We start from the raw sequence: 23754 nt of genomic DNA, 5'->3' as shown, positions 1-23754 counted from the left end.
TCTCCCTGTCTCCCATAGCCCGTGGAGAGTCGCATCGGCTGAACTGACGCCGCCACCTCTCCCGAAACGTCCTTGTGCGCGATCTCGCGCGCTACCAGATCGGCATTGAACCGCCTCTCGGCCGAGTCCCGCTCTACGTGGCCGGCTTCGGTCATCCGCCGGCAGCCTCCGTCTACCGGAAGTGCGACCTGCCCGTACATGGCGCGTTCGACACGAGCCGTCCGGACGGGGGGCCTGTCTTCCAGTACTTCGTGCAGGCGGCAGGTCATGTGCAGACAGCCGTGCTTGCGATTCTGCGCGCTGCTGGGTTCACCGTGGAACGGGACGACCAGGATCCGCTCGCCCTGCTGATCTTGGCGGGTCCTTCTACGTGACTCGAACGCACAGGGGCTCTGCCGAGGCTTCGGCTTCGGCTTCGGCAGGGCCGCGCGTCGAGCAGCGTCTCCACCCGGGACATCAGGAGCCTGAAGGACATGGGATATGCGATTTCCCTGCACCGATTCGTGGACGGCGAAGCGGAAACGCTGGACCAGCGGGTGGTCAGGGAGGTCCTGGTACCGCATGCCGTGAACGCGGACCAGGACGACAACGAACTGCTTGTCCGGGCAGCCGACGGCGGAGAGGCGGAGGTGGACGTGAGTGCCGACGGCGTCAGTGTGCACCGCTTCCCGCCCGGTGGAATCCTGGACATCATCGCTGAACTGGCCGACCGTCTTGGCGCCGCCATCGCTCTTCCGGATAGTGTCCTGCTGGGTACTGAAGAGCAGCGCGCGAACCTGCCGGACGGGCTGAGAGACATGGCCGTCGTCGTGGAGATGACGGGCCCGGGCCTGCAGAGGGTACTCAACGAGTGAAGGCTTTCGCCGCGACTGCTGAAGCGGGTGACGTGGCTGCCTTGACCTGTCCAGCACCTCTACGTAACTGGCTGCCACGCCGTTGATGGGGAACGCGGGCCAGACTCCGTCCTGAGGGCTACGTTCGTTCCGCCAGAAATCTAGCCCCGACTGTTTGGGGGCCGTCAGCTTGCTGACGGCCCCCTCCATTGCATTGCCCACCATCGCTGGACCGTACCGAACGCGCGGAGCCGACCGGGCAGATCAGCACCGTCCACGCGCGGTGCCGGGGATCCTATGGCGCCCAGCGCTCCACGACGTCCTCAAGCGCGAGGACACGGCCTGCGGCAACCGGCCATGCCCGCGCCGCGAGCAGTCCGTCTGACCAGTGACGAAGAGTACCTGACGCCCCATCAGCAGGAGCGTCAGGACCCCTCGGAGAGTGTCGTCTCAGCGTCAAGATATCGCCCGTAACGCCCACACTGCACATAGCGCACACCGCCTGAACCTGCAGGTCAGCCCTCCTCGCGCACCGGCTCAAGGATCGCCACGCACTCCACATGGTGCGTCATCGGAAACAGATCGAACGCCCGCAGCGTCCGCGGCTTGTAGCCCGCTGCCGCGAAGTACGCCAGGTCGCGGGCCAGGGCCGCCGGGTCGCAGGCGACGTAGGCGATGCGGCGGGCGCCCAGGGCCGCCAGGTGCTTGACCGTCTGCTTGCCGGCGCCGGCGCGGGGCGGGTCCAGGACGATCAGGTCGGCTTCGGTGATCTTCGTGCGGGGCAGGACCTGCTCGACCTTGCCCTGTTCCACGCGGACGCGGGGCAGGTCGGCCAGGTTGTGGCGGGCGTCCTCGACGGCGCGCTTGGAGGACTCGATGCCGAGCACCGCGCCCGTCTCGCCCACCCGCTCCGCGATCGCGCCGGCGAACAGGCCGACGCCGCAGTACAGGTCCAGCGCCATCTCGCCCTTGCGCGGCATCAGCCCCTGCATCACGGCCTTCACCAGGGTGTCGGGGGCCTGCGGGTGGACCTGCCAGAAGCCGCCCATGCCGACGCGGTAGGTGCGGCCGTCCGCGCGCTCGCGGACGAAGGCGCGGCCGTGCACGCGGTGCACTCCGCCGTCCTTCTCCTCGACCCGGAGCACGGACACCGGCTTGTCGAGTTCCACCAGGGGCAGGCGGCCACCCGGCTTCGGGGTGAGGACGACCTGGCGGTCGTGCGAGCCGGACGCGGCGATCGCCTCGACCGACGCGAGCGAGGGCCACTCCCGCTTCTCCACGCCCAGTTCCGAGATCCCCTCGGAGGCGATCATGCAATGGTCGATGACCTCGACCTCGTGCGAGCGGTGCTTGCGCAGGCCCGCGCGGCCCTCGTCGTCGATCGCGTACTGGACGCGGCTGCGCCACGCCGGGACCTGGCCCGCGGGGAGCTTGTCGCCCTCGGCGGGCATGACCGTGCCGTCCCAGCCGGCCTCCTCGGGGGTGAGGCCCGCGAGCCGCTGGAGCTGCTCGGCGATGACCTCGCCCTTCAGGCGGCGCTGGGCGCCGGGCTTGGCGTGCTGCCAGTCGCAGCCGCCGCACTTGCCGGGGCCGGCGAAGGGACAGGGCGCCTCGACCCGGTCCTTGGACGCCTCCACGATGCGCACCGCGTCCGCGCGCAGGAAGCGCGAGTCCTCCTCGCCCTCGGTGACGCGGGCCACGACCTTCTCGCCGGGCAGGGCGTGGCGTACGAACAGGACGCGGCCCTCCGCGGTGCGGGCGATGCAGTGGCCGCCGTGCGCGACGGGGCCGACCTCGACCTCGTACTCCTCACCGACCAACGACGACAGCGACGGCTCGGGCGCCGACGGCTCGGATGCCGACGCCGACGGCTCGGATGCGTTCTGCTGCATGGGTGGGTGACTCCAGGTCGGGGGGAGGAAAACGGCGGGCGGCCGGGCGAACAGCCCACCAGTCTACGTGGGGATCGCCCGGCCGCCCGCCACAGGCACGGCGCGGCACAGGCACGGCCCGCCACAGGCACGGCGCGGCACAGGCACGGCATGGCACCCGGCACCACAGCGCACCCGCGCCGCACCGCTCAGCTCTTGTTGCTCGGCTCCTTGGGCCGGGCCACGGGGCCGCGGCGCACCGCGCCCGGGGCGTTCCAGTCCGCGCGCCTGCGGGCCCGCTTCTTGGCGGCCTCGGAGGACTCCAGCTGGTAGGGGACGGAGGTCACCATGACGCCGGGCGTGAACAGGAGGCGGCCCTTGAGCCGCAGCGCGCTCTGGTTGTGCAGCAGGTGCTCGTACCAGTGGCCGACGACGTACTCGGGGATGAACACGCTGATCGCGTCGCGCGGGCTCTCGCGGCGCAGGCTGCGGACGTACTCGATGATCGGCCGGGTGATCTCGCGGTAGGGCGAGTCGAGGATCTTCAGCGGTACGTTGATGCCGCGCCGCTCCCACTCCTCCTTCAGCGCCTTCGTCTCGACCGGGTCGACCGAGATGGAGAGCGCCTCCAGCTGGTCGGAGCGCATCAGCTTGGCGTAGGCGAGGGCGCGCAGGGTGGGGCGGTGGACCTTGGAGACCAGGACGATCGAGTGCACGCGCGAGGGCCGCAGGCTGTCGTCGGTGGGCTCGTCGGGGGCGGCGATCTCGGCGGCGACCCGGTCGTAGTGCTTGCGGATCGCGGTCATCGTTCCGTAGAAGATCACCATGCCGAGCAGCGCGACCCAGGCGCCGTGGGTGAACTTCGTCGCGAGGACGACGACGAGCACCAGGCCGGTGAAGAACGCGCCGAACGCGTTGATCGCGCGGGAGCGGACCATGTGGCGGCGCTTGGCGGGGTCGCGTTCGGTGGCCAGGTGGCGGTTCCAGTGGCGGACCATGCCGGTCTGGCTGAGCGTGAACGAGACGAAGACGCCGACGATGTACAGCTGGATCAGGCGGGTCGAGTCCGCGCCGTAGATCACGACGAGCAGCACCGCGGCGCCGGCCAGGAGCACGATGCCGTTGGAGAACGCGAGGCGGTCGCCGCGGGTGTGCAGCTGGCGGGGCAGATAGCGGTCCTGGGCGAGGATCGAGCCGAGCAGCGGGAAGCCGTTGTAGGCCGTGTTCGCCGCGAGGAACAGCACGAGCGCGGTGGCCGCGGCGAGCACGACGAACAGGAAGCTGCCGTGGCCGAAGACGGCCTCGGCGACCTGGGAGATCACCGGGTTCTGCACGTAGCCGGAGCCGAGCGGGGTGCCGTTGTGCAGCAGGTCCTCGCCGGGCTTCTCGGCCATGCGCACATGGGTCGACATGGCCAGCGCGATGATGCCGCAGAACATGGTGACGGCGAGGCCGCCCATCAGGGCGAGCGTGGTGGCCGCGTTCTTCGACTTCGGCTTGCGGAAGGCGGGGACGCCGTTGCTGATGGCCTCGACGCCGGTGAGCGCCGCGCAGCCGGAGGAGAAGGCTCGCAGCAGCAGGAAGACCATGGCGAAGCCCGCGAGGCCCTGGTGCTCGGCCTTGATGGTGTAGTCCGCGGTCGGTGCCTTCATGGTGTCGCCGAGCACGATCCCGCGGAAGGCGCCCCAGGCGATCATGACGAAGACGCCGGCGACGAAGACGTACGTCGGGATCGCGAAGAGCTTGCCGGACTCCTTCATGCCGCGCAGGTTCAGCAGCGTCAGCAGGACGATCACGGCGACCGCGCAGAGCACCTTGTGCTCGACGATGAACGGGATCGCGGAGCCGAGGTTCTCGATGCCCGAGGCGATGGAGACCGCCACGGTCAGGACGTAGTCGACGAGCAGGGCGCTCGCGACGGTGAGTCCGGCCTTCGGCCCGAGGTTGGTGTTGGCGACCTCGTAGTCGCCGCCGCCGCTCGGGTAGGCGTGCACGTTCTGCCGGTAGGAGGCGACCACGGTGAACATCAGCACCACGACCGCGAGGGCGATCCAGGGGCTGAAGTGGTACGCCGACACACCCGCCACGGAGAGCACCAGGAGTACTTCTCCGGGTGCGTACGCAACGGACGAGAGCGGGTCGGAGGCAAAGACGGGAAGTGCGATGCGCTTGGGGAGGAGCGTTTCTCCCAGCTTGTCGCTGCGCAGCGCCCGGCCGATCAGGATCCGTTTGGGCACGTCGGTCAGTTTGGACACGCAGAGGATCGTAAGCGCTCTGTCCGAATAAGGCGCACCCGCCTCCCCCGGGCCGTGGCCGTCCCCGGGGGCACTGAGTGAGTGCTTCCCGGGGCGGGCCGCATAAGCTCGTCACGCGGCAACGTGGATTTCTGTTGCCACGCTGTTGCCCGGCTAGCCGAGAAGGAAGTAGTGAGCAGGGTGTTTGCGCAGGTCATCGGGGCGACCAGGAGTGCGGGGTAAGGGGACGTGCACATCGTCATCATGGGCTGCGGGCGAGTGGGAGCCGCTCTCGCGCAGGCCCTGGAACAGCAAGGGCACACCGTCGCGGTGGTGGACCAGGACCCCACCGCTTTCCGTCGGCTGGGTTCGGGATTCGGCGGGCGCCGGGTGACGGGGGTCGGCTTCGACCAGGACACCCTGCGCGAGGCGGGCATCGAGGAGGCCGGCGCGTTCGCGGCGGTCTCCAGCGGTGACAACTCCAACATCATCGCGGCGCGGGTCGCGCGCGAGATGTTCGGCATCGAGAACGTGGCGGCGCGGATCTACGACCCGCGCCGTGCCGAGGTCTACCAGCGCCTGGGCATCCCCACGGTCGCCACGGTCAGCTGGACCGCGGACCAGATGCTGCGGCGGCTGCTGCCGTCCGGCGCCGAGCCGCTGTGGCGCGACCCGAGCGGTGGGGTGCAGCTCGCCGAGGTGCACACCTCGACGTCGTGGATCGGGCACAAGATCAGCAAGCTGCAGGAGGAGACCGGCGTGCGCGTCGCGTTCCTCACCCGGCTGGGGGAAGCGGTCCTTCCGACGTCCCAGACGGTCCTGCAGGAAGGCGACCTGGTGCACGTCATGATGCGTACCGACGAGGTCGAAAAGGTCGAGGCGGCGTTCGCCCAGGGTCCCGAGGAGGGCGGCAACTGATGCGCGTGGCGATTGCCGGGGCCGGCGCGGTGGGCCGTTCCATCGCGGGCGAGCTCCTGGAGAACGGGCACGAGGTGCTCCTCGTCGACAAGGCGCCCACCGCCATCTCGGTGGAGCGGGTGCCGCTCGCCGAGTGGCTGCTCGCGGACGCCTGTGAGATCACCTCGCTCGACGAGGCGGCGCTGCAGCGCTGCAACGTGGTCATCGCGGCCACCGGTGACGACAAGGTGAACCTGGTCGTCTCGCTGCTCGCGAAGACGGAGTACGGGGTGCCGCGGGTGGTGGCCCGGGTCAACAACCCGAAGAACGAGTGGCTGTTCAACGAGTCGTGGGGCGTGGACGTCGCCGTCTCGACGCCGCGTCTGATGTCCGCCCTGGTCGAGGAGGCGGTGAGCGTCGGCGATCTCGTACGCCTGCTGCGCTTCAGCCACGGCGACGCCAACCTGGTCGAGCTGACGCTGCCGCCGGAGTCGGCGCTCGCGGGCACGCAGGTCGGCGATGTGGCGTGGCCCGAGGACACCTCGCTCGTGACGATCATCCGGGGCACGCGGGTGCTGACGCCGAGCCAGGAGGAGACTCTGGAGGCGGGCGACGAGCTTTTGTTCGTGGCCGCGCAGGCCCGCGAGGAGCAGCTGGAGGACCTCCTGTCGGTCCGCCGCGAGGGCTGATCCCGCCGGACGCACGAAGGGCCCGGAACCATGGCGGTTCCGGGCCCTTCGCCGTGCTGCGTACGGGCGTTACGCCCCGGCTTCCTCGCGCGCGGCGGCCTTGCGGGCCTTCTCGGCCGCTTCTTCCGCCTCCATCTCGGCGAAGACGTCGATCGGCGCCGGGGCCTTCGCGAGGAAGACCCAGGTCAGCCAGACCGCGAGCAGGAACGGCGGGATCTTCAGGGCGATCAGGATCCAGCCCAGCTGCGAGGTGTTGGCCCACCAGTACAGCGGGAAGAGGATCGCGCACTTGGCGAGCAGGATCAGGCCCCAGGCCCAACTGGCCTTCGCGTACGCCTTCTTGCGGCCCGGGTTGCGGGTGCGCCAGGAGAGGTTCTCCTTGAAGACCGGGCCGAGGATCAGCCCGATCAGCGGCACTCCGCACACGGTGGTGACGATGTAGGCGAGGGCCAGGCCGAGCGTGTAGAGCATGCCCGGCAGGTAGAAGTCCTTGGCGTTGCCCGTCATCATCGCGAAGACCACGCCGAAGGCCACGCCGAAGACGCCGCTGAAGGCGTGCTTCATGGTGTCCCTGCGGACCAGGCGGACCACGACGAGCAGCAGCGACACCGCGAGGGCGGCGATCGCCGAGGTGTGCAGGTCCTTGTTGATCGTGAAGATCGTGACGAAGAGCAGTCCCGGGAGGACCGTCTCCACCATGCCGCGCACCCCGCCGAACGCCTCGAAGAGCGCGGCCTCGGTCACCGCCTTCGCGTCGGCGGGCGGGGTGGAGGTGGGGGTGGTGGTCGGCTTGTCGACTGACGTCACCGGCTACTCCTGTCCGAGCGGTCGGAGTTCGTATTTGGGGTTGAAGAGGACCCGGCGGCCGTGGCTCAGGGAGATCCGGCCCGAAGCGATGAGCTTGCGGCCCGGCTCGATGCCCACGATCGAGCGCCGTCCCAGCCACACCACGTCCAGCGGGGCGGTGCCGTCGAAGAGCTCGGCCTCCAGGGCCGGCACGCCCGCCCGCGGACGCAGGGTGACGGTCCGCAAGGTACCAGTCACCTTGACTATCTGGCGGTCGCTGCACTCGGAGATGCGGGTGCACCCCGTGGCCTGCGTGTCCTCCTGCAGTTCCGCGGAGTGCAGGTCCTCCTGCGAGGTGGACAGCCGGTCGAGCATCCGGCGGAAGCGTCCCGCGGGCTTCTCGGTACGAAGGTCAGCACTCATACAGAAAGCGTACCGGGGTACTCCCCCGCCGGATCAAAGCGTGTGGTCAGCACGTACAAGTCCGGGATACGGCGCCGGTGCGAGCCGGTCCGGCAGGGGTGGATGGGATCAGCGTTCGAAGCGGTAGCCCATGCCCGGTTCGGTGATGAAGTGGCGCGGGTGCGAGGGGTCGCCCTCCAGCTTGCGGCGCAGCTGGGCCATGTAGACCCGCAGATAGTTGGTCTCGGTGCCGTAGGAGGGGCCCCAGACCTCCTGGAGCAGCTGCTTCTGGCTCACCAGGCGGCCGGTGTTGCGGACCAGGACCTCAAGGAGGTGCCATTCGGTGGGCGTGAGGCGTACGTCGCGGCCGTCGCGGTTGACCTTCTTGGCGGCGAGGTCGACGGTGAAGCCCTCGGTCTCGACCGTCACCACGTCGTCCGCGCCGTCCGCGCCGCCGACCGGCTCGGCCCGGCGGACCGCCGCGCGCAGCCGGGCGAGCAGCTCGTCCATGCCGAAGGGCTTGGTGACGTAGTCGTCGGCGCCCGCGTCGAGCGCCTCGACCTTCTCGTCGGAGGTGTGGCGGGCGGAGAGCACCAGGATGGGGACCCGGGTCCAGCCGCGCAGGCCCCGGATGACCTCGACGCCGTCCATGTCGGGCAGGCCGAGGTCGAGCACGACCACGTCGGGGTGGCGGGCGGCGGCGAGCTGGAGGGCGGTCGCGCCGTCGGGGGCGGCGTCCACCTCGTACTTCCTCGCCTTGAGGTTGATCACGAGCGCACGCACGATCTGCGGCTCGTCCTCGACCACGAGCACCCGGGTCATCTGGGATACCTGCCTTCTGCGGTGACTGACGATGCGATGACGGACGGCACGGCGGGCTTCACGAGGTGACCTGCGCGGAGAGGTCGACGGGGGCCCGCCCCCGGCCGGGGGCGGCCCGGACGGTCAGCACCATCGTCAGGCCGCCGCCGGGGGTGTCCTCCGCCGCCAGGGTGCCGCCCATGGCCTCGGCGAAGCCCCGGGCGACAGCGAGGCCGAGGCCCACTCCGGCGCCGCGCGGGGCGTCCCCGTAGCGCTGGAAAGGGGCGAAGATGCGGTCCTTGGCGGCGTCGGGGACGCCGGGGCCGCGGTCGGTGACCCGTATCTCGACGCGCTCGGCGAGGCCGCTGGCGGCGACGGTGACGGGGCTGTCGAGCGGGCTGTACTTGACGGCGTTCTCGACGATGTTCGCGACCGCCCGCTCCAGAAGGCCCGGGTCCACCTCGACCATGGGCAGCGTCTCGGGGATGTCGAGGACGACGCTGTCCTCGGGGACGCCGCCGAGCGCCATGGGCACGACCTCGTCGAGGTCGATCTCGCGGATGAGCGGGGTCACCGTGCCGGTCTGCAGGCGGGACATGTCGAGGAGGTTGCCGACGAGGTGGTCGAGGCGGTCGGCGCCGCCCTCGATGCCTTCGAGGAGCTCGGCGCGGTCCTCGTCGGACCATTCGACGTCGTCGGAGCGGAGCGAGGTGACGGCGGCCTTGATCGAAGCGAGCGGGGTGCGCAGGTCGTGGCTGACGGCGGCGAGCAGCGCGGTGCGGATGCGGTTGCCCTCGGCGAGCTTGCGGGCCTCCTCGGCCTCCCCGACCAGGCGCCGGCGGTCCAGGACGACGGCGGCCTGGGCGGCGAAGGCGCCGAGCACCCGTCGGTCCTCGGCGGGCAGGACCCGCCCGGACAGGGCGAGCGCCATGTGGTCGCCGACCGGCATGTCCACGTCCGCGTCCTCGGGGCGGGCCACCGGATGCGGTCCGACACTGCCGGCCCGGGTCCAGGGCTCGACGTCACCGGCGCGCTCCAGCAGGGCGACGGACTCCATGGCGAAGGTCTCGCGGACCCGCTCCAGGAGGGCGTCCAGGCTGGTCTCGCCGCGCAGGACGCTGCCCGCGAGGAAGGAGAGGATCTCGGATTCGGCGCGCAGCCGGGCGGCCTGGTGGGTGCGGCGGGCGGCGACGTCGACGACGGAGGCGACCGAGACGGCGACCAGGACGAAGATGACGATGGCGACGATGTTCTTCGGGTCCGCGATCGTGATCTTGTGGACGGGCGGGGTGAAGTAGTAGTTCAGCAGGAACGAGCCGAACGCGGCCGAGGCGAGCGCCGGCACCAGGCCGCCGAGCAGGGCGGCGGCCACCGTCAGGCTCAGGAAGAGCAGCATGTCGTTGGCGAGCCCGAGGTCCGCGTCGACATTGGTGAGCAGCACGGTCAGCAGGGCGGGTCCCACGACCCCCGCCGCCCAGCCCCACACGATGCGGGCCCGCCCGAGCCGGGCGCCGCGCGCCACCGGAAGGCCGCGGCCCTTGGCGACCTCGTCGTGGGTGACGATGTGGACGTCCAGGTCGGGCCCGGAGTCGCGGGCCACGGTCTGTCCGACGCCGGGGCCCAGGATGTACTGCCAGGCCTTGCGGCGGCTGGAGCCGAGCACGATCTGGGTGGCGTTGACGCCGCGCGCGAAGGCGAGCAGCGAGGCCGGGATGTCGTCGCCTATGACGTGGTGGAAGCTGCCGCCGAGGTCCTCGACGAGGGTGCGCTGGACGGTGAGTTCCTTGGGCGAGGCGGAGGTGAGCCCGTCGCTCCTGGCCACGTACACCGCGAGGATCTCGCTGCCGGAGCCCTTGGCGGCCATGCGGGCGGCCCGCCGGATGAGGGTGCGGCCCTCGGGGCCGCCCGTGAGGCCGACGACGATCCGCTCGCGGGCCTGCCAGGTCGACTTGATGTCGTGCTCGCCGCGGTACTGCTGGAGGTACTCGTCGACGCGGTCGGCGACCCAGAGCAGCGCGAGTTCGCGCAGTGCGGTGAGGTTGCCGGGCCGGAAGTAGTTGGACAGCGCCGCGTCGACCTTGTCGGACTGGTAGACGTTGCCGTGCGCCATGCGGCGGCGCAGCGCCTGGGGCGACATGTCGACGAGCTCGATCTGGTCGGCCCGCCGCACCACCTCGTCTGGCACCGTCTCGCGCTGACGCACCCCGGTGATGGACTCGACGACGTCGCCGAGGGACTCCAGGTGCTGGATGTTGACGGTGGACACCACGTCGATCCCGGCGGCGAGCAGCTCCTCGACGTCCTGCCAGCGCTTGGTGTTGCGCGAGCCCGGCACATTGGTGTGCGCCAGTTCGTCCACCAGGGCGACGGCGGGGTCGCGCTCCAGGACGGCGTCGACGTCCATCTCGGTGAAGAGGCCGCCGCGGTACTCGATCTCGCGGCGCTGGACCTGTTCCAGGCCGTGCAGCATGACCTCGGTGCGCGGCCTGCCGTGGTGCTCCACGAACGCCACGACGCAGTCCGTACCGCGCTCCACCCGGCGGTGGGCCTCGGAGAGCATCGCGTACGTCTTGCCGACGCCCGGTGCCGCACCGAGGTAGATCCGAAGCTTGCCGCGTGCCATGGCCCCATTGTCTTTCAGAATTCAGCTGCGTACGCAGGCAGCCGTGTACTCTGCGTCGACCTTACGGCCAACAATTGCGGCAAATGGGGTGGGGGTGGGGCGCGGGCCGCGTATTGACGCGATTCTGACGGCCGCCCCCGCGCTCACGTCCCGGTCGGCCGGGGCCCGTGGTCGACGAGCTGTCCGTCGCCGAGTTCCAGGACGCGGTCGGCGAAGCCGAGGAGCTGGCTGTCGTGGGTGGCGACCAGGACGGTGACGCCCTCGCTGCGGACCACGGCACGCAGCAGTTCCATCACCGCGAGGCCGGTGTCGGCGTCGAGCTGTCCGGTGGGCTCGTCCGCGATCAGCAGCGCGGGGCGGTTGGCCAGGGCGCGGGCGATGGCGACGCGCTGCTGCTGGCCGCCGGAGAGCTCGCCGGGGCGCTGCCCCGCGTGGTCGCCCAGGCCGACGAGCGAGAGCAGCAGGGCGACGCGCTCCTCGCGCTCGCGCGGGTCGGTCTTCCTGAGCCGCATCGGGACGCCCACGTTCTCGGCGGCGCTGAGGATGGGGATGAGGCCGAAGGACTGGAAGATGAAACCGATCCGGTCCCGGCGCAGTGCGAGCAGTCCCTCCTCGCCCAGGCCCACGATGTCGGTGCCGTCGACGGTGACCGTGCCCGCGTCCGGCCGGTCGAGGCCGCCGAGCAGGTTGAGCAGCGTGGTCTTGCCGGAGCCGGAGCGCCCCTTGAGGGCGACGAGCTCGCCGCGCGGCACCTCGAAGGAGACCCCGCGCAGCGCGTGCACGGCGGCGGCGCCGCTTCCGTACGAGCGGTGCAGGTCCTCGACCCGGACCATCGGGCCGCCCGGCCGCTCGCCCACGACGGCCGTGCCGCCCTGTCCTGTGGTGCCCCGCGTCATGCGTTGTCCCCCCGTACGTACGTGTGCGCGACCGGGCGCCAGTATGGGTGGATTGCGCCGGGCCGGGCAATGGATCACGGGAGATCTGCCCGCGCCGCCCGGGCACGCGGGGGCCGCGCGGGCAACCGCGGCCGTCAAGTGGCGCGTGCGGGCTGCCCGTTGGTGTCCCGAACAGACCCCGGACGCGCCGATGGGCCGCGCACCGGTCAGGGAGCGCGGCCCACCGGGCGCGGAAAAAGGGTGGGGTCAGCGGATCTCGGTGACCTCGGGGCCGCGCTGGAGCTGGCCCATGCCGCCGGAGAAGCGCGAGCCCTCCTGGTCCTCCTGCTGCACGCCCTCGGGCACCATCTGCGCGTCGTTGGGGAGCTTCAGGACGATCGGGTCGCGGGGTGCCATCGGGCCCTCGCCGCGCACCACGACGGTGTCGCGGAAGATCGTCTCCAGGAGCCCGGCGGCCTGCGGCTGCACCGCGCCCTGGCCGGAGATGACACCGCGCAGGAACCAGCGCGGGCCGTCGACGCCCACGAAGCGCACCAGCTGGACGCCGTTGGTCCCGTCGGGCAGCTGTACGGGGACCTGCGCGCGCAGCTCCCAGCCCAGCGGGCCCTCGACCTCGTCGATGACGCCGCCCTGCTGGGTGATGCCGGAGGCGATCTCCTCGCGGACCTCGCCCCAGATGCCTTCCTTCTTCGGTGCCGCGAAGGCCTGCAGCTGGACCGCGCTGTCGTTGAGGACGACCGTGGCCGCCACGATCGCGTCGCCCGCGACCTCGACCCGCAGTTCCATGCCCTCGACCCCGGGGACGAAGAGTCCGCCGAGGTCGACGCGGCCCTCGCCGGGCTCGGTCACCTCCGAGACGTCCCAGGGTCCGTCCGGACGGGGCGCCGGCGGCAGGTTCATCCTGCGCACCTGGGCCCCGTCACCGGCACCGGCCGTCTCTTCGTCGGCCTCGGTGCCTTCGACAACCTGCTCGGCCTCGCCCGCCGAGTCCTCGGCGGTACCGCTCTTCTTGCGACGTCCGAACACGTCACTGTCCTTCCCGGTCGGATACGACCGAAGCGTATCGATTCCCACCCGTAGTGCCGCCAGTGGCGGCCGAACCGTCCACGGCGGCATGACCGCCGGTGGACCCGAAGCCCCCCTCGGCCCGCGCCGAGCCGGGAAGCTCCGCCACCTCGTGGAAGCGCACCTTCTCGACCTGCTGGACGACCAGTTGGGCAATGCGGTCGAAACGCTCGAACCGCACGCTCTCGCGCGGGTCGAGGTTGACCACGATCACCTTGATCTCTCCACGGTACCCGGCATCCACCGTCCCCGGGGCATTCACCAGGGCGACACCGCAGCGGGCGGCGAGCCCGGAACGGGGGTGCACGAAGGCCGCGTAGCCGTCGGGCAGCGCGATGGAGACGCCGGTCGCCAGGACCGCCCGCTCGCCCGGCGCGAGCTCGGCGGCCTGCGTGGTCACCAGATCGGCGCCGGCGTCGCCCGGGTGCCCGTACGCCGGGATCGGCACCTCCGGGTCGACTCGGCGGATGAGGACATCTACGGGTTCACGCGTCACGGGTTCACCTCGAAGGCGCGGGCGCGCCTGACCTGGTCGGGGTCGGACATGGCGGCCTGGATCTCGGCCGGACGTCCGTTGTCGATGAAGTGGTCCACCTTCACCTCGATGAAGAGGGCCTGGGCACGGACCGCCACGGGTCCCTCGGGACCGCCGATGCGGCCGGTGGCCCGGGAGTAGATCTTGCGGCCGGCGACCGCGGTGACCTCGGCCTCCAGGTGCAGCACCGTGCCGACCGGGACCGGGCGGACGAAGTCCGTCTCCAGGCGGCCGGTCACCGCGATGACCCGCAGCAGCCAGTTCAGGGAGCCGAGCGTCTCGTCGAGCGCGGTGGCGAGGACCCCGCCGTGGGCGAGGCCCGGGGCACCCTGGTGGGCCTCCCGTACGGTGAACTCGGCGGTGACGGTCACGCCTTCTCCGGCCCGGGCGGCCAGGTGCAGTCCGTGGGGCTGTCCGTCGCCGCAGCCGAAGCAGTGCCCGTAGTGCGCACCGAGCAGCTCGCCGGGTGCGGGCGCATCGGGGTGCCGCACCGGCGCTATGGCGTCGGCCGGGGGCGTCAGGGACGCAGATGTAGCAGTCACAGGCGCAGACCTTACCCGCGGTCAAGGCGCAGGTCGCGCCGTGCCAAGCTAGCTTCCATGCAGCCCAATGCCCCGCAGTACGCAGAACGCCTCACCGCGCCCCGCTCGTGGTGGTTCATCTCCCTGCTGGTCGGCTTCGCGTGCGCCCTGATGCTGCTGCCGGTGGGCACCCTGCCGATGCTGGCGGGCTTCGTGGGCGGCACGGCGGTGTCGTGGGTGGTCGTGAGCTCGTACGGCTCGGTGCGGATCCGGGTGCTGCCGGACACGCTGGTCGCGGGTGAGGCCCGGATTCCGGTCCGGGCGCTGGGCGAGGCCGAGGTCCTGGACGCCGACGAGGCGCGGGCCTGGCGGTTGCACAAGGCCGATCCGCGGGCGTTCATGCTGCTGCGGGCCTACATCCCGACGGCGGTGAAGGTGGAGATCACGGACCCGGCGGACCCGACTCCGTACGCCTATCTGTCGACCCGTGACCCCGAGGCGCTGAAGGCGGCCCTGAACGCGGCCCGCACGGTCTGACACCTCGGCACGGTCTGGCACCTCGGCGCAAGCGCCCTTCGGCGGTCGGGCCCGGCCCGCGGCGAGGTCGGCCCGTCAGCGGCCCAGTTCCTTGGGACCGGGGCCCGGCGGCAGCGGGTTCTCCGGCTGTTCCAGGGCGGGCAGCTCGGGCAGCGCGTCCCAGGGCACCTGCCGTTCGCGCAGGTCCTTGCGGATGTGCCCGGCGAGCTTCTTGGTGTCGCGGCGGTTCATCACGGCGCCGACGGCCGCGCCGACCATGAACGGCGTCAGGTTCGGCAGGTTGCGCACCATGCGCTTCATGATCTGCTGGCGCAGTTCGCGCTTCATCTGGCCGCCGAGCGCGAAGTTGAGTGACGTCGGCTTGGTGACGTCGATGCCGCGCTCCTCGGTCCAGGACGTCAGATACGCCATGGAGCGCTCTGTGAGGGTGCCGGGCGGCCGCATTCCGTAGACCTCGTGCAGCTCGGCGATGAGCTTCAGCTCGATGGCGGCGACGCCGGTGATCTCCGCTGCCAGCTCGGCGGGCATCGCGGGCGGGACGGGCAGCATCGCTGCCGCGCCGACTCCCGCACCGACCGTGGAGGTGCCGTTGGCGGCGCCCGCGATCAGCTTGTCGGCGATCTCCTCCGGGCCCAGGCCCGGGAACTGCGTGCGCAACGTCGCCAGATCCCGCACGGGAATGCGGGGGGCGACGTCGATGACGCGGTCGGCAAGGTGGCCGAGCGAGGCCTTCACGCCCTCGCCGCTCTTGCGTACGCCCTTCTTGAGCACCGGAACGCTCTTCTTCAGGGCGGGAACGCCCTTCTCCAGAGCGCCCCTGCGCAGGGCGTCAAGGCGCCGGGCCCCGGCCGCGGGCCCCGCCTGTGCCGTCTCCGGTGCCGTGAGCGCTGCTTCGAGCGAGGCCTGGTGGCCCCGCTCGGCGTCACGTGCACCCTCGACCGCGCTCACCGCAGGGTGACGGTCCGGCTCTGCGGGGGCTTCCATGCCTCCTGCCGGGCCCGTGCCGCCCTGGGGGGCCTCGGTGGAACCCGGGGCACCCTTCCTCCGGAACGGTCGCTTCCGGGGCGGTTTCGCGCCTGTCACGGCTTGCCTGCTCAGTCGCAGTCGCGGCAGATCGGCTGGCCGTTCTTCTCCCGGGCCAGCTGGCTGCGGTGGTGCACGAGGAAGCAGCTCATGCAGGTGAACTCGTCGGCCTGCTTGGGCAGGACGCGGACGGCGAGCTCTTCGTTGGACAGGTCCGCGCCGGGCAGTTCCATGCCTTCGGCGGCCTCGAAGTCGTCGACGTCGACGGTCGAGGTGGACTTGTCGTTGCGCCGGGCCTTCAGCTCTTCAAGGCTGTCGGAATCGACGTCGTCGTCGGTCTTGCGTGGGGTGTCGTAGTCCGTTGCCATGTCGCTCTCCCCCTCTTGGGTAGTTGCGGTGTCTCAGCGCACGTAACGCGTGAGAGGCCGGACTTGTGCCCGACCTGAGGCGGAGATTTTGCCTCACATCAAGGTCTGTTACTCAATCGACACCCAACCGCACTCCTCAAGAGTGATCGTCTTGGATGGCGATCGGGACCGTACACGGTCCTAATGTCGCACTTCACCAGCGCCACCTCGTGTACTTCCCGTGATCTCACCCCCCGGAAACCCGGACTTTTCCCGGGATTCCAGGGGATTTATCGATCACGGAGAGTAGGTGGCCGGAAGTTTGCCCCTGTGACTGATCACACATGAAAGCCACAGGAACAGTTCCCGAAAATTCCGCGCAAAGCGAACTGTCAAAACGGCTTCGAGCAGCGTCTCAGACCGGCAGGGTGACACGCATCACGAGGCCGCCGCCTTCGCGGGGCTCCGCGATGATACGGCCTCCGTGGGCCCGCGCGACCGACCGGGCGATGGACAGGCCGAGGCCGACGCCCTTGTCGCTGCCCGTGCGCTCGGTGCGCAGCCGCCGGAACGGCTCGAAGATGTTGTCGATCTCGTACGCCGGGACCACCGGTCCGGTATTGGTCACGAGCAGGGTCGCATGGCCGTCCTTGAGCTCGGTGACCACCTCGACCCAGCCGTCCTCCGCGATGTTGTACCGCACCGCGTTCTGCACCAGGTTGAGCGCGATGCGCTCCAGGAGGACGCCGTTGCCCTGGACGACGGCGGGCCCGCGCTCGCCGCGCAGCTCGACGCCCTTGGCCTCGGCCTCGGCCCTGGCCTGGTCGATGGCGCGGGAGGCGACCTCGGCCAGGTCGACGGGCTTGCGGTCGACGATCTCGTTGTCGCTGCGGGCGAGCAGCAGCAGGCCCTCCACGAGCTGCTCGCTGCGCTCGTTGGTCGCGAGCAGCGTCTTGCCGAGCTGCTGGAGCTCGACGGGGGCGCCCGGGTCGGACAGGTGCACTTCGAGCAGCGTGCGGTTGATCGCCAGCGGGGTGCGCAGCTCGTGCGAGGCATTGGCGACGAACCGCTGCTGGGCGGTGAAGGCCCGCTCCAGGCGGTCCAGCATCTCGTCGAAGGTGTCGGAGAGCTCCTTGAGCTCGTCGTCGGGCCCGTCCAGCTCGATCCGCCGGCTCAGGTCCGTACCGGCCACGCGGCGGGCGGTGCGGGTGATCCTGCCGAGCGGCGACAGGACGCGGCCGGCCATGGCGTACCCGAAGGCGAAGGCGATGACGCTGAGGCCGACCAGGGCGAGCAGGGAACGGCTCAGGAGGTTGTCCAGGGCGTGCTGGCGCTGTTGGGCCATGCAGACGCTGATCGCGTCGTTGAACTCCGGGACGGTGCCGCTCCTGGGGAGCTGGCAGCTGCTGCTGGACAGCGTGAGGTTCTGCGCCTCCACGATCTTGAACGGGCTGCTGCCCGCGTGCAGGGCCTGCGCCGCCAGCAGATAGATGATCGACAGGAGCAGTATCCCGGCGATCATGAACATGCCGCCGTAGAGCAGTGTGAGGCGTATGCGGATGGTGGGCCGCAGCCACGGGAAGGGCGGCTCGGCCGACTTCGGGGCCCAGGTGGGCTTCGGGGGCGCGGTGGGTGGCGCCGGGGTGGCGGCCATCGCCGTCAGATCCGGTAACCCGAGCCCGGCACGGTGACGATCACCGGGGGCTCGCCGAGCTTGCGGCGCAGGGTCATGACGGTGACCCGGACGACGTTGGTGAACGGGTCGGTGTTCTCGTCCCAGGCCTTCTCCAGGAGCTGCTCGGCCGAGACCACCGCGCCCTCGCTGCGCATCAGCACGTCGAGGACGGCGAACTCCTTGGGCGCGAGCTGGATCTCCCGGCCGTCCCGGAACACCTCGCGGCGGTTGGGGTCCAGCTTGATGCCGGCCCGCTCCAGGATCGGCGGCAGCGGCACGGTGGTGCGCCGGCCGAGCGCGCGGACGCGGGCGGTCAGCTCGGTGAAGGCGAACGGCTTGGGCAGGTAGTCGTCCGCGCCGATCTCCAGGCCCTCGACCCGGTCGCTCACGTCCCCCGCGGCCGTCAGCATCAGGACCCGGGTGGGCATGCCCAGCTCGACGATCTTGCGGCAGACGTCGTCGCCGTGGACGAGCGGGAGGTCCCGGTCGAGCACGACCACGTCGTAGTCGTTCACACCGATCCGCTCCAGGGCCGCGGCGCCGTCGTACACGACGTCGACGGCCATGGCCTCCCGGCGCAGTCCGGTGGCCACCGCATCGGCGAGCAGCTGCTCGTCCTCGACGACGAGTACGCGCACGGCGCATTTCCTTCCGTAGGGACCCGCGTCGTCCGCGGGCGGATCTGTGCACTGAACCAGTGACTGTGAGCTTCCATCCTGCCCCTTACGGCCATAAACCGGCGGTAAGACGGTGCCGGACCGGGGCCCGCCGCCCACCTGCGGTTTCCGGCCAGGAGCGGGCGCCTGCGCGGGAATGAACAGGATTGGCGCGGCAGTTGAGGTTTCTTCGAGAGTGGGCTTGGGGAAGACGACTGCACACCCCGCGATCACGCCCTGTCTGTGGCATGCCACATCCTCACGTCGTGGTCGCGACCCACCGTCGGCACATCCCGTGCCACCGACCCACGACGAGGGGGCGCACCATGGACGCTTTCACCGCAGGACTTCTGCAGCGCATAAGGACCACGGAAACCGACCTCACACGGGCGCGTGAGACCGGCGACGACTTCCTCGCCGACGTCGAGCAGGCCGAGCTGGACGATCTCCACCGTCTGGCCGCCGAGCACGGCGTAGAGGTAGCCGCTGCCGTCTGAGCCCACCCCACCCACCAGGAAACCCCGGCGCCACGGGACGGCGCCGGGGTTTCGTCACGCCCGGGGGCGCCGCGGGGACCTCAGTCGTGCCAGGCCCCGTGCTCCTCCAGGAGCGCCTGGAGGGGGCCGAAGAGCTCCGGGGAGGCGGCGACGGTGAGGTCCCGGGAGGGGGCTTGGCCGGGGCGGCCGCCGGTCAGGGCGCCGGCCTCGCGGGCGATCAGGTCGCCGGCCGCCATGTCCCAGGGGTTCAGGCCGCGCTCGTAGTACGCGTCGAGTCGCCCGGCCGCCACGTCGCACAGGTCGATCGCCGCCGATCCGCCGCGGCGGATGTCCCGGAACCGCGGGATCAGGTGCCGGGCCACCTCGGCCTGGTGGGCGCGCACCGACTGGACGTAGGCGAAGCCCGTGCCGATCAGGGACTGGGACAGCGGGGCCGGCGGGCGGCAGCGCAGCGGGCGCTCGCCCTCGAACGCGCCGCCGCCGAGGACCGCGTGGTAGGTCTCGCCGCGCATCGGGGCGGCGACCACGCCCGCGACCCGCTCGCCGTGCTGCTCGGCGGCGATGGACACGGCCCAAGTGGGCAGCCCGTACAGGTAGTTGACGGTCCCGTCCAGCGGGTCGATGACCCAGCGGATGCCGCTGGTGCCCTCGCTGGAGGCGCCCTCCTCACCCAGGAACCCGTCATCGGGGCGGTGTTCGGCGAGGTAGCCGGTGATCAGCTTCTCGGCGGCGATGTCCATCTCGGTCACCACGTCGATGGGGCTGGACTTGGTGGCGGCCACGGCGAGGTCGGCCGGTCGGCCGTCGCGCAGCAGCTCGCCGGCCCGCCGGGCGGCCTCCAGGGCGAGGCCGAGCAGTTCGCGGTGCAGAGGGTCGGTCATCGGTGCTCCCTTACGCGTACGGGCTGTCGGCTCCGGCGGCCGCGGGCCTGGCGGCGCCGCGGGCGGCCGGGCAGCAGCCGACCGCGCAGAGGTCGTGCGAGGGGCCGAGCGACCCGAGCGCGCACCGCTCGACGGGCAGGCCGCGCTCGGCCGCGGCCCGCTCGACGACGAGCTCGCGCACGGCCGCGGCGAAGCGCGGGTCGGCGCCGACGGTCGCGGAGCGGGCGACGGGCAGGCCGAGCTCGGCCGCCTTGTCGGTGGCCTCGGTGTCGAGGTCGTACAGGACCTCCATGTGGTCGGAGACGAAGCCGATGGGGACCATGACGACGGCCGGGGCGCCCTCGCCGTGCAGCGTCTCCAGGTGGTCGCAGATGTCCGGTTCGAGCCAGGGGATGTGCGGGGCGCCGGAGCGGGACTGGTACACCAGCCGCCAGGGCCGCTCGACCCCGGTCTCGGCCTGGACCGCGTCCGCGACGGTCCGCGCCACGTCGAGGTGTTCGCGCACGTAGGCGCCGCCCTCGCCGTGCTCCTCGACGGGGCCGGAGGTGTCGGCCGCGGCCTCGGGGATGGAGTGCGTGGTGAAGGCGAGGTGGGCGCCCGCGCGGACGTCCTCGGGGAGCTCGGCGAGCGAGGCGAGGACGCCGTCGACCACGGGGCGCACGAAGCCCGGGTGGTTGAAGTAGTGCCGCAGCTTGTCGACCCTCGGCACGTCGAGGCCCTCGGCCTCCAGGGCGGCGAGCGACTCGGCGAGGTTCTCGCGGTACTGCCGGCAGCCCGAGTACGAGGCGTAGGCGCTGGTGGCGAGGACCGCGATGCGGCGGCGGCCGTCGGCCACCATCTCGCGCAGGGTGTCGGTGAGGTAGGGCGCCCAGTTCCGGTTGCCCCAGTAGACCGGCAGGTCGAGGCTGTTCTCGGCGAAGTCCTTGCGCAGCGCGTCAAGCAGCGCGCGGTTCTGCTCGTTGATGGGGCTCACGCCGCCGAACAGGAAGTAGTGCTGCCCCACCTCCTTGAGGCGCTCCTTGGGGATGCCCCGGCCGCGCGTCACGTTCTCCAGGAACGGGACCACGTCGTCGGGGCCCTCGGGGCCGCCGAAGGAGAGCAGCAGCAGGGCGTCGTACGGGGCGGCGGCCGCGGCCGCTCCGGGAGCTGGATCACGCAGTACGGACATGACTCGATCCTGCCATCCGCCTGTGACAGGCGCGGAACCCGGCCGCGGGAACGCGCGGCGGCCGGGCCGGAGGTCCCCCGGGGCCGAGCCGGAAAGGGCGGTGGGGCCGGGCCGGAGGTCCCCCGGAAGCGAGCCGGAAAAGGCGGTGCGGGACGCTACTTCAGCGTCGTAAGCTTTAGGAATTAATTACACGCGTCACGATGGCGCGCGTCACGATGGCACGCGCCGCGCCGGCACGCGTCACGCCGGACCACCGGAGCCCCGTTGCCCAGTCCCTACCGCGCGATCTTCGCCGCCCCCGGCACCAAGGGGTTCTCCGCCGCAGGCCTGCTCGGCCGGATGCCGCTGTCGATGATGGGCATCGGCGTCGTGACGATGGTCTCCCAGCTCACCGGCCGCTACGGCCTGGCCGGGGCGCTGTCGGCGACGCTCGCCATGTCGGCCGCCGTGATCGGCCCCCAGATATCCCGGCTCGTCGACCGGCACGGCCAGCGCCGGGTGCTGCGCCCGGCAACCCTGGCCGCCGTCGCCGCCGTCACCGGACTGCTGGTCTGCGCCCAGCAGAGCGCGCCGGACTGGACCCTGTTCGTCTTCGCGGCGGGCGCGGGCTGTGTTCCCAGCGTCGGCTCGATGGTCCGGGCCCGCTGGGCCGCGATCTACCGCGGTGACGCCCAGAACCTGCACACGGCGTACTCGTGGGAGTCGATCGTCGACGAGCTGTGCTTCATCCTGGGGCCGATCCTGTCCATCGGGCTCTCCACCGCCTGGTTCGCCGAGGCGGGGCCCCTGATCGCCGCCTGCTTCCTGGTCGTCGGCGTCTTCTGGCTGACCGCCCAGCGCGGCACCGAGCCCGTGCCGCATCCGCACGAGCACACGAGTGGCCGTTCGGCGCTGAGCTCGCGCGGACTCCAGGTCCTCGTCGCCACGTTCGTCGCCACCGGCGCGATCTTCGGCTCGGTCGACGTGGTCACCGTGGCCTTCGCCGACGAGCGCGGTCACAAGGCGCTGGCCAGCCTCGTCCTCGCCGTGTACGCGCTCGGCTCCTGCCTCGCGGGGGCCGTCTTCGGGCTGCTGCGCCTCAAGGGGGCGGCGTCCACCAGGTGGCTGGCGGGTGTCTGCGCGATGGCGGTGAGTATGATCCCGCTCCAACTGGCCGGGAACCTGCCGTTCCTCGCCGTGGCGCTCTTTGTCGCGGGCCTCTTCATCGCACCGACGATGGTGACGACGATGGCCCTCGTCGAGCAGCACGTACCGCGCAGCAAACTCACCGAGGGCATGACCTGGACCAGTACCGGGCTCGCGGTCGGTGTGGCGCTCGGCTCCTCCGCCGCCGGTTGGGTGGTGGACGCGGCGGGCGCGCAGGCGGGGTACCTGGTGGCCGGCGTGTCGGGAACGCTCGCGGCGGCGGTGGCGTTCTCGGGGTACCGCCGGCTTCGCAGGCCGGTGACGCATCGGGAGGGGCTCGAAGCAGATGAGCGGAGCGAACGGCAGCACCTGGCGTAACTGGGCGGGGAACGTCACCGCGCGACCGACAAGGGAAGTGTCCCCGGCCTCCGCGGCCGAACTGGCCGAGGCCGTGCGCCGCGCCGCCGAACAGGGCCTGACGGTGAAGGCGGTCGGCACCGGCCACTCCTTCACGGCGACGGCCGCCACCGACGGCGTGCTCATACGTCCCGACCTGCTGACCGGCATCCGCGAGATCGACCGCGCCGCGATGACCGTCACGGTGGAGGCCGGCACCCCGCTGAAGCGGCTGAACGCGGTGCTCGCGAGGGAAGGCCTGTCGCTCACGAACATGGGCGACATCATGGAGCAGACGGTGGCGGGCGCCACCAGCACCGGCACACACGGCACCGGGCGCGATTCGGCCTCGATCGCCGCCCAGATCACGGCACTTGAGCTGGTCACCGCCGACGGCTCGCTGCTGACGTGCTCCGAGAAGGGGACCGAAGAGGAGCGAGCGGTCTTCGCGGCGGCCCGGATCGGTCTCGGCGCGCTCGGCATCGTCACCGCCATCACCTTCGCCGTGGAGCCGGTCTTCCTGCTCACGGCCCGCGAGGAGCCGATGGCCTTCGACCAGGTCACCGCCGACTTCGAGGAGCTCTACACGGAGAACGAGCACTTCGAGTTCTACTGGTTCCCGCACACCGGCAACTGCAACACCAAGCGCAACAACCGCAGCGCAGGACCGGCCGCGCCGCCCGGGAAGGTCCGGGGGTGGATCGATGACGAATTCATGTCCAACGGCCTTTTCCAGGTGGTGTGTTCGCTCGGCCGGGCGGTGCCGGCCACCATCCCGGCCGTCGCGAAGGTCTCCAGCCGCGCGCTCTCCGCCCGCACCTACACCGACATCCCGTACAAGGTCTTCACCAGCCCGCGCCGGGTGCGCTTCGTGGAGATGGAGTACGCCCTGCCGCGCGAGGCGGTCGTCGGAGCACTGCGCGAAGTGAAGGCCCTGGTGGAGCGGTCGCCGCTGCGGGTGAGCTTCCCGGTGGAGGTGCGCACCGCGCCCGCCGACGACATCGCGCTCTCCACCGCCTCCGGTCGCGAGACCGCGTACATCGCCGTGCACATGTACCGGGGCACGCCGTACCAGGCGTACTTCACCGCGGTCGAACGGATCATGACCGCGCACGCGGGGCGCCCCCACTGGGGCAAGATCCACACGCGTGACGCGGCCTACTTCGCGGAGGTCTACCCGCGCTTCACCGAGTTCACCGCCCTGCGCGACCGGCTCGACCCGGACCGTCGCTTCGCCAACGCGTATCTGCGGCGGGTGCTCGGCGACTGATCCGGGTGGCCCGGTCTCTGCGGCCC

Annotated in this window: 24 protein-coding genes; 8 read left to right on the top strand and 16 right to left on the bottom strand. The window is 71.2% G+C overall.

Annotated elements, in window-relative coordinates; all coding sequences use genetic code 11:
• Window positions 1-74 precede the first annotated feature (74 nt).
• Together IE267_RS21500 and IE267_RS21495 are read left to right on the top strand one after the other, a co-directional pair.
• Window positions 75-374 (top strand): hypothetical protein, encoded by a 300-nt coding sequence (locus tag IE267_RS21500; RefSeq protein ID WP_189764283.1) that lies wholly within the window; start codon window positions 75-77, stop codon window positions 372-374.
• Between the two features lie 99 nt (window positions 375-473).
• A complete protein-coding gene (locus tag IE267_RS21495; protein WP_189764282.1) occupies window positions 474-854 on the top strand; it encodes a hypothetical protein in 381 nt (126 codons plus the stop codon).
• A gap of 494 nt (window positions 855-1348) precedes the next feature.
• On the opposite strand, the gene IE267_RS21490 is transcribed toward IE267_RS21495, so the two are convergent.
• Both IE267_RS21490 and IE267_RS21485 read right to left on the bottom strand, forming a co-directional pair.
• Window positions 1349-2725, bottom strand: a complete 1377-nt coding sequence (locus IE267_RS21490; RefSeq protein ID WP_189764281.1) for a class I SAM-dependent RNA methyltransferase — start codon at window positions 2723-2725, stop codon at window positions 1349-1351.
• 188 nt (window positions 2726-2913) lie between these two features.
• Window positions 2914-4959, bottom strand: coding sequence for an APC family permease (locus tag IE267_RS21485; protein WP_161257674.1), 2046 nt, complete (start codon window positions 4957-4959; stop codon window positions 2914-2916).
• A gap of 228 nt (window positions 4960-5187) precedes the next feature.
• Between IE267_RS21485 and IE267_RS21480 the strand changes: the two genes are divergently transcribed.
• Together IE267_RS21480 and IE267_RS21475 are read left to right on the top strand one after the other, a co-directional pair.
• Entirely contained in the window at window positions 5188-5856 is a 669-nt protein-coding gene (locus IE267_RS21480; RefSeq protein WP_100575932.1) for a potassium channel family protein, read from the top strand.
• Window positions 5856-6524 carry a potassium channel family protein gene (locus IE267_RS21475; RefSeq protein WP_053725471.1) on the top strand — a complete coding sequence of 223 codons (669 nt, stop codon included), beginning with the start codon at window positions 5856-5858 and terminating at the stop codon, window positions 6522-6524. The genes IE267_RS21480 and IE267_RS21475 overlap by 1 nt, the downstream gene beginning before the upstream one ends.
• Window positions 6525-6593: 69 nt before the next feature.
• Here IE267_RS21475 and IE267_RS21470 read toward each other — a convergent pair whose 3' ends face one another.
• The 8 genes from IE267_RS21470 to IE267_RS21435 all read right to left on the bottom strand — a co-directional run bounded on the left by IE267_RS21470 (window position 6594) and on the right by IE267_RS21435 (window position 14174).
• Window positions 6594-7331 carry a DUF3159 domain-containing protein gene (locus IE267_RS21470; RefSeq protein ID WP_161257680.1) on the bottom strand — a complete coding sequence of 246 codons (738 nt, stop codon included), beginning with the start codon at window positions 7329-7331 and terminating at the stop codon, window positions 6594-6596.
• Between the two features lie 3 nt (window positions 7332-7334).
• Complete coding sequence (locus IE267_RS21465) at window positions 7335-7733, bottom strand: OB-fold nucleic acid binding domain-containing protein (RefSeq protein WP_100575930.1); 399 nt, start codon at window positions 7731-7733, stop codon at window positions 7335-7337.
• Window positions 7734-7841: 108 nt separating this feature from the next.
• A complete protein-coding gene (locus tag IE267_RS21460; RefSeq protein ID WP_167152793.1) occupies window positions 7842-8534 on the bottom strand; it encodes a response regulator in 693 nt (230 codons plus the stop codon).
• A gap of 58 nt (window positions 8535-8592) precedes the next feature.
• A complete protein-coding gene (locus IE267_RS21455) occupies window positions 8593-11136 on the bottom strand; it encodes a DUF4118 domain-containing protein (RefSeq protein ID WP_189764280.1) in 2544 nt (847 codons plus the stop codon).
• A gap of 143 nt (window positions 11137-11279) precedes the next feature.
• Entirely contained in the window at window positions 11280-12032 is a 753-nt protein-coding gene (locus IE267_RS21450) for an ABC transporter ATP-binding protein (protein WP_189764279.1), read from the bottom strand.
• Between the two features lie 246 nt (window positions 12033-12278).
• A complete protein-coding gene (locus tag IE267_RS21445) occupies window positions 12279-13058 on the bottom strand; it encodes a DUF3710 domain-containing protein (RefSeq protein ID WP_167152796.1) in 780 nt (259 codons plus the stop codon).
• Between the two features lies 1 nt (window position 13059).
• A complete protein-coding gene (gene dut, locus IE267_RS21440) occupies window positions 13060-13593 on the bottom strand; it encodes a dUTP diphosphatase (protein WP_161257696.1) in 534 nt (177 codons plus the stop codon).
• Window positions 13590-14174: a PaaI family thioesterase gene (locus IE267_RS21435; protein ID WP_167152797.1), complete on the bottom strand. Its 585-nt coding sequence runs from the start codon at window positions 14172-14174 to the stop codon at window positions 13590-13592. Before IE267_RS21435 ends, dut begins: the two co-directional genes overlap by 4 nt.
• A 57-nt stretch (window positions 14175-14231) precedes the next feature.
• Between IE267_RS21435 and IE267_RS21430 the strand changes: the two genes are divergently transcribed.
• Window positions 14232-14690: a DUF3093 domain-containing protein gene (locus IE267_RS21430; protein ID WP_167152798.1), complete on the top strand. Its 459-nt coding sequence runs from the start codon at window positions 14232-14234 to the stop codon at window positions 14688-14690.
• A 75-nt stretch (window positions 14691-14765) separates the two neighbouring features.
• On the opposite strand, the gene IE267_RS21425 is transcribed toward IE267_RS21430, so the two are convergent.
• From IE267_RS21425 to IE267_RS21410, 4 genes are all read right to left on the bottom strand, one after another.
• Window positions 14766-15773 (bottom strand): hypothetical protein, encoded by a 1008-nt coding sequence (locus IE267_RS21425; RefSeq protein WP_189764278.1) that lies wholly within the window; start codon window positions 15771-15773, stop codon window positions 14766-14768.
• An 11-nt stretch (window positions 15774-15784) separates the two neighbouring features.
• Complete coding sequence (locus tag IE267_RS21420) at window positions 15785-16081, bottom strand: DUF4193 domain-containing protein (protein ID WP_100575921.1); 297 nt, start codon at window positions 16079-16081, stop codon at window positions 15785-15787.
• Window positions 16082-16475: 394 nt separating this feature from the next.
• Window positions 16476-17714: a sensor histidine kinase gene (locus IE267_RS21415; RefSeq protein WP_161257708.1), complete on the bottom strand. Its 1239-nt coding sequence runs from the start codon at window positions 17712-17714 to the stop codon at window positions 16476-16478.
• 5 nt (window positions 17715-17719) lie between these two features.
• Window positions 17720-18373 carry a response regulator transcription factor gene (locus tag IE267_RS21410; RefSeq protein WP_189764277.1) on the bottom strand — a complete coding sequence of 218 codons (654 nt, stop codon included), beginning with the start codon at window positions 18371-18373 and terminating at the stop codon, window positions 17720-17722.
• A 344-nt stretch (window positions 18374-18717) separates the two neighbouring features.
• Here IE267_RS21410 and IE267_RS21405 point away from each other — a divergent pair, with 344 nt between their 5' ends.
• Window positions 18718-18888: a hypothetical protein gene (locus IE267_RS21405; protein ID WP_167152800.1), complete on the top strand. Its 171-nt coding sequence runs from the start codon at window positions 18718-18720 to the stop codon at window positions 18886-18888.
• Window positions 18889-18968: 80 nt separating this feature from the next.
• On the opposite strand, the gene IE267_RS21400 is transcribed toward IE267_RS21405, so the two are convergent.
• Both IE267_RS21400 and IE267_RS21395 read right to left on the bottom strand, forming a co-directional pair.
• Window positions 18969-19769 carry an inositol monophosphatase family protein gene (locus IE267_RS21400; protein ID WP_167152801.1) on the bottom strand — a complete coding sequence of 267 codons (801 nt, stop codon included), beginning with the start codon at window positions 19767-19769 and terminating at the stop codon, window positions 18969-18971.
• A 10-nt stretch (window positions 19770-19779) separates the two neighbouring features.
• Window positions 19780-20937, bottom strand: coding sequence for a ferrochelatase (locus IE267_RS21395; protein WP_189764276.1), 1158 nt, complete (start codon window positions 20935-20937; stop codon window positions 19780-19782).
• Between the two features lie 264 nt (window positions 20938-21201).
• Between IE267_RS21395 and IE267_RS21390 the strand changes: the two genes are divergently transcribed.
• Window positions 21202-22440, top strand: coding sequence for an MFS transporter (locus tag IE267_RS21390; protein ID WP_167152803.1), 1239 nt, complete (start codon window positions 21202-21204; stop codon window positions 22438-22440).
• Window positions 22409-23728, top strand: coding sequence for a D-arabinono-1,4-lactone oxidase (locus tag IE267_RS21385; RefSeq protein WP_189764275.1), 1320 nt, complete (start codon window positions 22409-22411; stop codon window positions 23726-23728). The genes IE267_RS21390 and IE267_RS21385 overlap by 32 nt, the downstream gene beginning before the upstream one ends.
• Window positions 23729-23754 lie beyond the last annotated feature (26 nt).

It is taken from the genome of Streptomyces xanthochromogenes (assembly GCF_014650455.1).
In the GTDB taxonomy this organism is placed as follows: domain Bacteria; phylum Actinomycetota; class Actinomycetes; order Streptomycetales; family Streptomycetaceae; genus Streptomyces; species Streptomyces xanthochromogenes.
Note: the sequence above shows the minus strand (reverse complement) of the source record. Positions and strands in the feature narration are given on the sequence as shown.

Excerpts from the sequence above, each read along its gene's own strand:
- IE267_RS21495 (WP_189764282.1), top strand. The coding sequence starts at position 474 with ATGGGATATGCGATTTCCCTGCACCGATTCGTGGACGGCGAAGCGGAA.
- IE267_RS21490 (WP_189764281.1), bottom strand. The coding sequence starts at position 2,725 with ATGCAGCAGAACGCATCCGAGCCGTCGGCGTCGGCATCCGAGCCGTCG.
- IE267_RS21475 (WP_053725471.1), top strand. The coding sequence starts at position 5,856 with ATGCGCGTGGCGATTGCCGGGGCCGGCGCGGTGGGCCGTTCCATCGCG.
- IE267_RS21465 (WP_100575930.1), bottom strand. The coding sequence starts at position 7,733 with ATGAGTGCTGACCTTCGTACCGAGAAGCCCGCGGGACGCTTCCGCCGG.
- IE267_RS21460 (WP_167152793.1), bottom strand. The coding sequence starts at position 8,534 with ATGACCCGGGTGCTCGTGGTCGAGGACGAGCCGCAGATCGTGCGTGCG.
- IE267_RS21455 (WP_189764280.1), bottom strand. The coding sequence starts at position 11,136 with ATGGCACGCGGCAAGCTTCGGATCTACCTCGGTGCGGCACCGGGCGTC.
- IE267_RS21450 (WP_189764279.1), bottom strand. The coding sequence starts at position 12,032 with ATGACGCGGGGCACCACAGGACAGGGCGGCACGGCCGTCGTGGGCGAG.
- IE267_RS21430 (WP_167152798.1), top strand. The coding sequence starts at position 14,232 with ATGCAGCCCAATGCCCCGCAGTACGCAGAACGCCTCACCGCGCCCCGC.
- IE267_RS21420 (WP_100575921.1), bottom strand. The coding sequence starts at position 16,081 with ATGGCAACGGACTACGACACCCCACGCAAGACCGACGACGACGTCGAT.
- IE267_RS21415 (WP_161257708.1), bottom strand. The coding sequence starts at position 17,714 with ATGGCCGCCACCCCGGCGCCACCCACCGCGCCCCCGAAGCCCACCTGG.
- IE267_RS21405 (WP_167152800.1), top strand. The coding sequence starts at position 18,718 with ATGGACGCTTTCACCGCAGGACTTCTGCAGCGCATAAGGACCACGGAA.
- IE267_RS21400 (WP_167152801.1), bottom strand. The coding sequence starts at position 19,769 with ATGACCGACCCTCTGCACCGCGAACTGCTCGGCCTCGCCCTGGAGGCC.
- IE267_RS21395 (WP_189764276.1), bottom strand. The coding sequence starts at position 20,937 with ATGTCCGTACTGCGTGATCCAGCTCCCGGAGCGGCCGCGGCCGCCGCC.
- IE267_RS21385 (WP_189764275.1), top strand. The coding sequence starts at position 22,409 with ATGAGCGGAGCGAACGGCAGCACCTGGCGTAACTGGGCGGGGAACGTC.